The organism is Facilibium subflavum, assembly GCF_003574485.1.
In the GTDB taxonomy this organism is placed as follows: Bacteria; Pseudomonadota; Gammaproteobacteria; order Francisellales; family Francisellaceae; genus Facilibium; species Facilibium subflavum.
Window position 1 is genome coordinate 1 of the sequence record NZ_QLIT01000068.1, and the last position, 7,674, is coordinate 7,674.

Consider the following 7,674-nt stretch of genomic DNA (forward strand, 5'->3'; position numbering starts at 1 on the left):
ACAGTAAACGGAAAAGAGCCGCAAAGGTTGCATCATTAAGTTGAGTGTTAAACGCCGATCTTTGATAAAGATGTCACCGGTGGTTTTGCGATGTATGGCAATTGGTTGTGCATCCCATAATCGGTTGAGCAGGGCGACAAATTTGGTATTGTCTTTTTGCATGCTCGGGCTTGATAAGAAAATACCCGCCTCATCTGACCAAATACTTGTACTTGGGTATTCCTTTGCTAAGTTTTCGCTTAAAGCTTCTGCGGTAATATCCTCATATTTGAGTTTGGGCAACAAAGGTATTTCTGGTTCTTCAAGCATAACCTGATCGTAGTAACCATCATATTGATCTGTTTCATAACCCTGAGTAGCTAAGCGCCTAATCATCATGAGCAATCCTTTGCGTTTAATTGACCAAGTGGTGTACTCATTTTTGATGCGCGTATATTCTGGCATCATGGTTTTAGTTGTCGTATCCTGCCAATCCTCAATGCCTTTACCAAAGACTTTATCAGCTGCTGTTTTTCGCTCACCACTGGATGCAACCGTAATAAAATACATGGATACAGGACTGGTTAGCACATCATCACGCGCAACATTAGCTAAACCTTGGCAGCTCAGTGAAACGTTAGACAAGGCGCTATTGGCTAATAGTGGGATCGGCTGCTGCCCATATTCAGCATAAGACTGGATAGCGTCTTTGATAATATCAGGTAGAGCATCAAGCGGGTAATCAGCTTGCTTTGCTGATATATGTGACAATGGTATTGGTGTTTTCCAATTAATTTTTCCAGTCATTGAAAATTAGCGGTGTTATTTTGGCTGAAAACATCATAACACAAAGCGGTATTGCCTGCATTTTAAAAGTCTTGCGATGAATGATGGATAAACCAATACCCGTGTTTAAATCGCGTGGTGATAATTTTTTTATACGCTTTGCAGTATTGTAAAAACGAATCTAACTTTATTGTTTTGGTCTGATGGCGATGGCTGTTTTTCCCGCCAAAATAGCAAATCAAAACTGTGTCACCTAATAAATCTTGAGTAATGAGTATTTCATAGAATTTGGTTGCTGTTTCCAAGCGCAGCATGATTTTTTACCAAGCTTTATACAGTGCATTGGAGCAGCTAATAGATTTGATCTTGATGTCATCAAGTAACTGTTCAATGGCTGCCTTTTTAACGGGTGAGTTTAGTGCTTTAAGACTGCTTTCATTGTATAACGAGACATTGCATCGTCGGCACCATTTTCTAACCGTATTTTGTTTGTAACCAAAAATCTCGCCAACTTCTGTGTAGGTTAAACCTTGATTAGCACATTGAGTTAAAAAGTCAGCAATTGTCTGTCCTGTTGAGTTTTCAACTGTAACGCAGAAATTATCGGTAAATTGATTTCCCACAATATTGATCAATCCTTATTGCATGATGATTTTGGGCAGCACTTTTTAAGCATGGGAATGCAGATTAAAGCGGCAATACCGATGATAATGTAGATGATATTTTCAATAAAGCCTAGTTTGCCAAAAATGGCATGAACAAGATTGAAATGGAATAAACCAACGAGCAGCCAGTTTAACCCGCCGATGATAATTAATATAAGTGCGATTGGGTTTAGGTATTTCATATAATGTTACTCCTTTGGTTATATATGTTTTACCAATGACTAGAGTAGTGTAATCCTCAAAATAAGCAAGCTTATCAGTGCGCAGTGAAAATTGACATCACAAGGAATGAGCGTTTGATAAGCTTGTAATTATCTGTAGAATTTAAGCAGAGCATATCAGTCGTAGAAAAACAGTAATGCTAGGCAATAAATGCATGGAATAAACTAGAGAAATTTTATTATTGGTTGCTTGTATGCATATTTATATCAGAAGTAGGAACATATAAAGGTTAATGGTGTTTATGGATAGTTTTATTTTAGTTGTAAATGATGAGTTTGATAGTGATATCGAAGCGAGTTTTATCGAGTTAAAATACATGGAAAATAGAATCCAAAATGACACTGCCTTAAACAACTCAAAAATTTGTCTTTGTGTTCCGGAGCTTCAGCTTGATACTAATCTTAAAGGTTATATTGGAATTGTGCAGAGCCACTATAGCGATAGGAAGGGTGATATAGTTGTCAAAATAAGCATATTTCATAAAATTGACAACCTACTTGAGGATAATTTTTCCAAGGCTGGAGAGTCTAATATATTAAATAATCTTCGCTTTGAATTTAGTAAAGATAAAAAATACTGCTTATCCTTAAATACCCATCGTATTTTAGAAATAAAAGGGGCTGATTTGCTAAACGTATTAATAAAACATTCTAAACTAGAGCTAAAACCAGAGGATGCAGATAAGATAGAGTTGCAAGCAACACCTAAATATATTGAAGTACGTAAAGATATACTCCCATTAATTGAATCTAAAAGAGAAAGTGAGCGCCATGATTTTAAGCGTGAATGGTATTCTAAGGATTCAAAAAAACAGGGTGATTTACTTAAGGATATTATATCATTAGCCAACACGCTAAATAAGAATAAATGCCGCTATATAATCATTGGGATTGATGACAATGGGAGGTTTTGTAAGTCTGAATATGTAAAGTTGAATCGAATGGATACAGCTAATTTGACTAGCACATTAAGTAATGCACAGGTGAAATTCGCATTTAACCATACGCCAGAAACTGAAGTGATTACAGATGTTTTCATAGACGGCTATTTTTTAGATGTTATCGTAATTAAAAACACGCCAAATAAAAAACCATTTTTCTTGACAGAGGATAAGGGAGGGGTGAAGCGACATTGTATATATTCAAGAATTAATGATAGTAATGTTATTGCAGATCCTAGTAGTATTTCAAAAATGTGGGAAGAAAGGTTTAAGGCAAGCAACATGGATATTTCATACAAACCCGTTCCATTAGCACTACAAAGCAAGGAAGGTAGAGAAATGCAGAACAGAATAAAAAGAATAATGAAAATGTAAAGAGGTGCCACAATGACTCTTGATAACGCCAATGTTACTTATGATATGCTACTGGAAAACAAAGCAAAGCGTATCATTGAAAGTAACCAAGATATATCAACTGGTGCATTAATTGATAAACTCAAAAAGAAAGCAATACCGCAAAGCATGATTGACAAGTTAGTTATTGTTGACGAGGCGCAGCAGCTTAATAATGTCCTACGCAGAATTAGTGCTAAGTATCCATTAATCAAAGGCAAAACGGATTATGACAAGAAGCAAAAGCTGTTAAAGTATTTGTTAAACAAAGGTTTTGAATATCAGCTGACACAAAAAGGCATTGATGCATATTTTAGTGAAGGGCAATAGTTTTAAGTGCCTTTTTTCCGTTTTTTTAACCACGATCGTGGTCGTAAAACAGGAAATTTTAGGCTTTAGCGTTGGCGAGTGTATCCGCAAGATTCTCCAGTAATTTTGCAAAGTAGAAAAAGTTGGTATATTTCTGACAGTAGGCATTGAGTTGCTCTGGCTTAGAATTTTCCATAATTTCTCTGAAAAATAGCATCTCATCAATCATTTCGGTTAACAGCATCATGTCATCGGTGTTTTTAGCACGCAGGGCTTTAACTTTGGCATCAATAGCCATGATTTTCGTTTCGTCATCACGCATAGTAATTGTGCTACTCAATATTGTTTTGCACGAATATTAGCTTTTAATGCGGTTATGGTCAATTAGGCAGTTCATGTGTTTTGTAGAGGTTGTGCGCCTGAGCAAGAGAATACTAAATAAAATTAATAAAAACGCCTCGTTTCAACCGCTCAAGCGCATAGACTAATCATAGTCAATGTTTTTAAATTTGCATAATGTAGAGCAAATGGGTTATCAAAAAACTTTCTCGACAAGGAGTCAATCACTGCGTGATTGACAGCCTAGTAATATTTTCTTTTTTAACAAGCCAAAATTGAAATGCAAGGGCTACGCAAGTGCCTACGGCACCCTTGCATTTAATTTTCTAAGGCTTGTTGCAAAAGGGTTGTGATCACACACAAAGCGAAAAAATAAAAACAATCAAATGAAAGCTACAAAAGGAGCACAACCATGAATGATAAAAACTATTATGTAAACACGATCATACAGCAATTATTTACAGGTGGAAGAACCTTGGTTTGGAGTTGGGGTGCACATGATTTTAAGCGCTTAGATGAAACGACACTGATGTTTAAAGTCAATGCAAGGTGTTTAGAGGGTTATGTATATATCCGTTACTGTTTTGGTAGTGATACTTATGAGGTATTGTTTAGTGAATACCCGCCGAAGTTTACGGCATCTAATGAATGTGGGTATGAGATACTAGAGCATGCAACGATTAAGAAGCTAGAAAATATTTACTGCGATGATATGACGTATCGCATTGATAACGAAATCGAACGCGTCCCTGAGTATCGCTATTAAGCGAGTTAGTAGACTGCATTACGCAGTCGCTTCTTCCTTAACTACTGCTGTTTTCTTCACTTTATTTCTACGCTTAAAATCTTTATCAGATTCGAGTGCAATTTTAATGGATTCCTCAATTAAAAAATCAATATCATTTTCGCCATCAAGTGATGGATTCCAATCTAAATACTCTAGCATTTTAATGTAAGTTTCTTCGGTAATTCTAACCTTTTTAGGTAGCGTCATATAACTGGGTGCAGATGGTTTTGTAATGCTTGGCATGTTATTTCCTTCCTTATTTTTAGATTACTATTTTTAAATTCTCACTTTACTATTTATTGACAAAATAAGTCAATGTATTATAATACTATGTATTACGTCGCTAACAATCTTAAGCATGAGAAATTATAAAATAAAAAAGTTTGCAAGTGAATCAAAACATATTAGCGATGCAGATTTAAAAGAAACGTTAAATTACTTTGCTTCACTAGATGACTTGGGTAAGCAAAGATATTCATTAGGTGGCAGCTTATATAAACTTAAAGTAGCGACAGACAATAAAGGTAAAAGTGGCAGCAGTCGAACCATTATTGTTTTTAGTGATGGCGTTGTATGTTACTGGGTGCACTGCTTTAAAAAGAATGAAAAAGAAAACTTCACAAAGCGTGAGCTTGTGGACTTTAAAAAGTTGTCTAGCATATTACTGTCATTAAGTGATAGTGATGTGCAAACGTTAATAGCAGATAAAAAACTATTTGAGGTGATATGATGAGTAGCATAAGAGAAACCATAAACGACTTGTCAAATGATCTATATACCAGTGGTATTATTGACAAAACAACCTTACGCGAATTAACCGAAGTTGAAACGCCAACAGTATACGAATATACAGGCGATGATATAAAAGCAATTAGGGAGCGTCAAAACGTAAGCCAAGCTGTTTTTGCTAGATTTCTTAATATCAGTCCAGCGATGGTTAAAAGTCTTGAGCAGGGCACACGACAAGCTAAGGGTGCTATTTTAAAACTGATTAATCTCGTTGATGAAAATGGTTTAAAATATTTATCGTAATTTTTTATTTTCTACATTTTATGCAACACAATTTCAGCTTCATACCCTAAAGCATTAAATGCTTTCGTGAGTGTCGATATGGTCACATTTTTTCTTTTGCCTTTCTCCAACATTTGATAATTTTGATAAGGTACGTCGAGCAAGCTTGCTATATTGGTAATTGTTTTGTTTTGTTCTTCTCTAGCTAACTTTAAAAGCAGTGGCACAGCTATTTTAGGGCTAGGGTAAATCGCAATCTCAGTTGTTTTTCTCGTGCTTGGCGCTGGGATTTCATCATTATCAGCCAGCATGCACTCAAGCAATAAATCTAAGGCTTCTTTTGCCATTGCTTTGGCTTCCTCATAAGTGTCACCATAAGTATTGCAACCCGCTAAATCACGGAAAGAAATAACATAACAAACCGTGCCATCATCTTGCTTTTCTTCTGCAATAGTTGCAGGGTAGCTTATATTTAAATTATCTTTCATATATTCACCTATTTAATAATTTTAATACCAGTTTGTTTTTCGATTTGCCTAACTGTCGACTTGGGCACATCTTTCCCTTTATGCATGGCAATGATGGTTTTCTTATCATCCTTGCCATAGACAAGGTGCGAGCCTTTGCCTTTTCTGATTAAAAGCCAACCTTGCTTTTCCAGTAATTTAATTATGTCTTGAGGCTTAACGGGCATCTTAGTATTATCAGTCGTTTTTATATATTATAGTATGCATATCATAATATGCAAATAATATTCATCCTAAAATTACTATATTGATCCAATTCTATGCGGTCGAAGACAGAGCACCACGGGTGTTACCCGTGGGTGAAGCGTTAACCGCATAACGAAGTTGTGCAGCGGCTTCGCCGCTCAAGAACCCCGGGTTTACCCGGGGGTATCTATTTCAGCCAGTTGATATTCACTTTCTAAAATCTTTAACAATCAAAAAGCTGAGAAAAATGAATCACGCTTGCAGCGTGATAGCCTAGTAATATTTTCTTTTTTAACAAGCCAAAATTGAAATGCAAGGGCTACGCAAGTGCCTACGGCACCCTTGCATTTAATTTTTTAAGGCTTGTTGCAAAAGGTGTTATCAACACAACAATGGAGATAACACGATGACTAAAGTAAAAGTAAATAAATATAGCACTTTAAAAACTTCAAAAGCAGAAAAAACAGTAAAAACAACCTATCAGGATTATGTTTTGTCAATTGCTCAAAAGATTAAAGAAAATATCAAAAAAGGCGCAGGCGCTTGGGTAGATAATTTTGATCGCTCAGGCAGTCAGTTATTACCTGTTAATAGTCAATCAAAACTATATAACGGTGTTAATGTTTTACAATTATTGTTTTCTCAACTTGAGAATAGCTACAAGTCTAATAAATGGTTGACGTTCAAACAAATAAATGAACTCGGTGGCAGTGTGCGTAAAGGTGAAAAATCGGAAGAAGTCTTTTTCTTTACAACTTACAAAAAAGAAGGTGAGGCAAAAACTGATTATGAATATAAAAACAATGGTCATTTAGTTAAGGTCAAGGCGGGTGATAAATACGAATATACTGCTGTATGCCCTAAAATGTACCGTGTTTTTAATTTAACGCAAACAACCTTAAAAAATGTTGATCAGGAAATAAAAACTGATAGCGGCATCGAAAGCTTGATTAATGCACACAATCCAAAAATTGTCCATCATGACATCGGTCAGGCTTATTACTCACCAGAGTTAGACGAAATACGACTACCTAGCCCAAAATATTTTAAAACTGAGGCAGACTATCAGGCAACACTTTTGCATGAATTAACGCATTGGACATTGCATCCAAATAGATTAAATCGAGAAATAAATTTTTTATGCAAAAAGTCTTATGCGAAAGAAGAATTAATTGCAGAGATCAGCAGCACCATTTTATTACAGCATTTTGGCATTGATGGTGAGGTGAAAAATCATGAGTGCGCCAAGCAAAGCTAAGGCAATCAAGCTGGACAATCCAGCCCAGAAAAAGGCTAGCCACCAGTCTGGAACCGAACTACACATAATGCAAGGTAACGAACATTATGAAGCTGTAGTAAGGGCGGTCTATCAGCCACAACGCAAGTGAAGGTATTGAGCCCCGTAATATATCATCGTCGCACCTGATCAAGGTTTTCATTTGCCTGAAATCAGCACTACGCAATACGTAAAGGCGAGTATGCGTGGAGGTGTCGGGGTCTGAGTCCGTAGCGGGTAGATGAACTGATTGC

At 36.2% G+C, this 7,674-nt stretch carries 14 protein-coding genes; 7 read left to right on the forward strand and 7 right to left on the reverse strand.

Annotated features, from left to right (window positions below; translation table 11 throughout):
- The 3 genes from DNK84_RS05045 to DNK84_RS05060 all read right to left on the reverse strand — a co-directional run.
- A partial coding sequence (locus DNK84_RS05045; RefSeq protein ID WP_119343471.1) for a DUF3987 domain-containing protein occupies positions 1-786 on the reverse strand: 786 nt, incomplete at its 3' end.
- A 299-nt stretch (positions 787-1,085) separates the two neighbouring features.
- Positions 1,086-1,388, reverse strand: coding sequence for a helix-turn-helix domain-containing protein (locus DNK84_RS05055; protein ID WP_119343473.1), 303 nt, complete (start codon positions 1,386-1,388; stop codon positions 1,086-1,088).
- An 8-nt stretch (positions 1,389-1,396) separates the two neighbouring features.
- A complete protein-coding gene (locus DNK84_RS05060) occupies positions 1,397-1,612 on the reverse strand; it encodes a DUF378 domain-containing protein (RefSeq protein ID WP_119343474.1) in 216 nt (71 codons plus the stop codon).
- 281 nt (positions 1,613-1,893) lie between these two features.
- Here DNK84_RS05060 and DNK84_RS05065 point away from each other — a divergent pair, with 281 nt between their 5' ends.
- Positions 1,894-2,967, forward strand: coding sequence for an AlbA family DNA-binding domain-containing protein (locus tag DNK84_RS05065; RefSeq protein WP_162902238.1), 1,074 nt, complete (start codon positions 1,894-1,896; stop codon positions 2,965-2,967).
- Positions 2,968-2,979: 12 nt separating this feature from the next.
- Positions 2,980-3,315, forward strand: a complete 336-nt coding sequence (locus tag DNK84_RS05070; protein ID WP_119343476.1) for a RecX family transcriptional regulator — start codon at positions 2,980-2,982, stop codon at positions 3,313-3,315.
- Positions 3,316-3,373: 58 nt separating this feature from the next.
- On the opposite strand, the gene DNK84_RS05075 is transcribed toward DNK84_RS05070, so the two are convergent.
- A complete protein-coding gene (locus tag DNK84_RS05075; RefSeq protein WP_119343477.1) occupies positions 3,374-3,616 on the reverse strand; it encodes a hypothetical protein in 243 nt (80 codons plus the stop codon).
- A gap of 429 nt (positions 3,617-4,045) precedes the next feature.
- Here DNK84_RS05075 and DNK84_RS05080 point away from each other — a divergent pair, with 429 nt between their 5' ends.
- Positions 4,046-4,399, forward strand: coding sequence for a hypothetical protein (locus DNK84_RS05080; RefSeq protein WP_119343478.1), 354 nt, complete (start codon positions 4,046-4,048; stop codon positions 4,397-4,399).
- 18 nt (positions 4,400-4,417) lie between these two features.
- On the opposite strand, the gene DNK84_RS05085 is transcribed toward DNK84_RS05080, so the two are convergent.
- On the reverse strand, positions 4,418-4,663 hold the full coding sequence (locus DNK84_RS05085) for a hypothetical protein (RefSeq protein ID WP_119343479.1): 246 nt from the start codon (positions 4,661-4,663) through the stop codon (positions 4,418-4,420).
- Positions 4,664-4,778: 115 nt separating this feature from the next.
- Here DNK84_RS05085 and DNK84_RS05090 point away from each other — a divergent pair, with 115 nt between their 5' ends.
- Both DNK84_RS05090 and DNK84_RS05095 read left to right on the forward strand, forming a co-directional pair.
- Entirely contained in the window at positions 4,779-5,150 is a 372-nt protein-coding gene (locus DNK84_RS05090; RefSeq protein ID WP_119343480.1) for a type II toxin-antitoxin system RelE/ParE family toxin, read from the forward strand.
- A complete protein-coding gene (locus tag DNK84_RS05095; RefSeq protein ID WP_162902239.1) occupies positions 5,150-5,452 on the forward strand; it encodes a helix-turn-helix domain-containing protein in 303 nt (100 codons plus the stop codon). Before DNK84_RS05090 ends, DNK84_RS05095 begins: the two co-directional genes overlap by 1 nt.
- Before the next feature lie 11 nt (positions 5,453-5,463).
- Here DNK84_RS05095 and DNK84_RS05100 read toward each other — a convergent pair whose 3' ends face one another.
- Positions 5,464-5,919 (reverse strand): type II toxin-antitoxin system HicB family antitoxin, encoded by a 456-nt coding sequence (locus tag DNK84_RS05100; protein WP_119343482.1) that lies wholly within the window; start codon positions 5,917-5,919, stop codon positions 5,464-5,466.
- An 8-nt stretch (positions 5,920-5,927) separates the two neighbouring features.
- On the reverse strand, positions 5,928-6,125 hold the full coding sequence (locus DNK84_RS05105; RefSeq protein WP_119343483.1) for a type II toxin-antitoxin system HicA family toxin: 198 nt from the start codon (positions 6,123-6,125) through the stop codon (positions 5,928-5,930).
- 425 nt (positions 6,126-6,550) lie between these two features.
- Here DNK84_RS05105 and DNK84_RS05110 point away from each other — a divergent pair, with 425 nt between their 5' ends.
- A complete protein-coding gene (locus tag DNK84_RS05110) occupies positions 6,551-7,402 on the forward strand; it encodes a zincin-like metallopeptidase domain-containing protein (RefSeq protein ID WP_119343484.1) in 852 nt (283 codons plus the stop codon).
- The gene (locus DNK84_RS14240) at positions 7,380-7,532 is read left to right on the forward strand and encodes a hypothetical protein (protein WP_162902145.1); all 153 of its coding nucleotides are present in this window, start codon (positions 7,380-7,382) and stop codon (positions 7,530-7,532) included. The genes DNK84_RS05110 and DNK84_RS14240 overlap by 23 nt, the downstream gene beginning before the upstream one ends.
- Positions 7,533-7,674: the final 142 nt, after the last annotated feature.

Coding starts and splice junctions, on each gene's coding strand:
- DNK84_RS05060 (WP_119343474.1), bottom strand. CDS start 1,612: ATGAAATACCTAAACCCAATCGCACTTATATTAATTATCATCGGCGGG.
- DNK84_RS05065 (WP_162902238.1), top strand. CDS start 1,894: ATGGATAGTTTTATTTTAGTTGTAAATGATGAGTTTGATAGTGATATC.
- DNK84_RS05070 (WP_119343476.1), top strand. CDS start 2,980: ATGACTCTTGATAACGCCAATGTTACTTATGATATGCTACTGGAAAAC.
- DNK84_RS05075 (WP_119343477.1), bottom strand. CDS start 3,616: ATGCGTGATGACGAAACGAAAATCATGGCTATTGATGCCAAAGTTAAA.
- DNK84_RS05080 (WP_119343478.1), top strand. CDS start 4,046: ATGAATGATAAAAACTATTATGTAAACACGATCATACAGCAATTATTT.
- DNK84_RS05085 (WP_119343479.1), bottom strand. CDS start 4,663: ATGCCAAGCATTACAAAACCATCTGCACCCAGTTATATGACGCTACCT.
- DNK84_RS05090 (WP_119343480.1), top strand. CDS start 4,779: ATGAGAAATTATAAAATAAAAAAGTTTGCAAGTGAATCAAAACATATT.
- DNK84_RS05095 (WP_162902239.1), top strand. CDS start 5,150: ATGAGTAGCATAAGAGAAACCATAAACGACTTGTCAAATGATCTATAT.
- DNK84_RS05100 (WP_119343482.1), bottom strand. CDS start 5,919: ATGAAAGATAATTTAAATATAAGCTACCCTGCAACTATTGCAGAAGAA.
- DNK84_RS05105 (WP_119343483.1), bottom strand. CDS start 6,125: ATGCCCGTTAAGCCTCAAGACATAATTAAATTACTGGAAAAGCAAGGT.
- DNK84_RS05110 (WP_119343484.1), top strand. CDS start 6,551: ATGACTAAAGTAAAAGTAAATAAATATAGCACTTTAAAAACTTCAAAA.
- DNK84_RS14240 (WP_162902145.1), top strand. CDS start 7,380: ATGAGTGCGCCAAGCAAAGCTAAGGCAATCAAGCTGGACAATCCAGCC.